The 1,247-nt window shown below is 71.5% G+C and carries 1 protein-coding gene and 1 pseudogene; both read left to right on the plus strand.

All coding sequences use genetic code 11. The features are described from left to right. Positions 1-156 (plus strand): annotated as a pseudogene (locus AOK18_RS31530) (acetyl-CoA C-acyltransferase); the annotation flags it as partial. Positions 157-228: 72 nt separating this feature from the next. Beyond that, the coding region (locus AOK18_RS28825) for an enoyl-CoA hydratase-related protein (protein ID WP_206281608.1) at positions 229-1,247 on the plus strand (1,019 nt) is incomplete at its 3' end.

A 1,247-nucleotide genomic window follows, 5' to 3' on the forward strand; every position in this document is an offset into this window, starting at 1 on the left:
GGCGCGATCGCGCTCGGCCATCCGCTGGGCGCGACCGGCGCGATGATCCTGGGCACCCTCGTCGACGAGCTGGAGCGCCGGGACGAGCGCTACGGCCTGGCCACCCTGTGCGTGGGCGGCGGCATGGGCATCGCCACCGTCGTCGAACGCCTCTGACACCCCGGCGGACCCCGGTCCGAGCGACCCGGCGACCCGAGCGCCCCGAGCGACTTCTACGGAGACCTTGTCATGACCGACACCCCCACCATCCGCTGGGAACAGGACGACACCGGCGTCGTCACCCTCGTCCTCGACGATCCCCACCAGTCCGCGAACACCATGAACCAGGCGTTCCGCGACTCCCTCGCGGTGATCACCGACCGCCTGGAGGCGGAGAAGGACGGCATCCGCGGCATCATCCTCACCTCGGCGAAGAAGACCTTCTTCGCCGGCGGCGACCTGCGCGACCTGATCAGGGTCACCCCCGAGACGGCGCAGGACCTGTTCGACGGCGGCATGGCGATCAAGCGCCAGATGCGCCGCATCGAGACCCTCGGCAAGCCGGTCGTCGCGGCCATCAACGGAGCGGCCCTGGGCGGCGGTTACGAACTCGCCCTGGCCTGCCACCACCGGATCGCCCTCGACGCACCCGGCTCCAGGATCGGCTGCCCCGAGGTCACCCTCGGTCTGCTCCCCGGAGGCGGCGGCGTCGTCCGCACGGTCAGGATGCTCGGCATCGCCGACGCCCTGCTGAAGGTGCTCCTCCAGGGCACCCAGTACACCCCGCGGCGCGCCCTGGAGAACGGTCTCGTCGACGACGTGGCCGGCACCCGCGAGGAGCTGATCGCCAAGGCCCGCGCCTTCATCGACGCGCACCCCGAGTCCGCCCAGCCCTGGGACCGGCCCGGCTACCGCATTCCGGGCGGCACCCCGTCCCACCCCAAGTTCGCCGCCAACCTGCCCGCCTTCCCGGCCAACCTGCGCAAGCAGACGAACGGCGCCCCCTACCCGGCGCCGCGCAACATCCTCGCCGCCGCCGTCGAGGGCACCCAGGTCGACTTCGAGACGGCCCAGGTCATCGAGGCCCGCTACTTCGTCGAACTGGCCGCCGGACAGACGTCGAAGAACATGATCCAGGCGTTCTTCTTCGACCTCCAGGCCGTCAACTCGGGTGTCAACCGGCCCCGGGGCATCGAGCCCCGCACGGTCCGCAAGGTCGCCGTGCTCGGCGCCGGGATGATGGGCGCCGGCATCGCCTACTCGTGCGC

It is taken from the genome of Streptomyces prasinopilosus (genome assembly GCF_001419695.1).
Taxonomy (GTDB): Bacteria; Actinomycetota; Actinomycetes; order Streptomycetales; family Streptomycetaceae; genus Streptomyces; species Streptomyces prasinopilosus.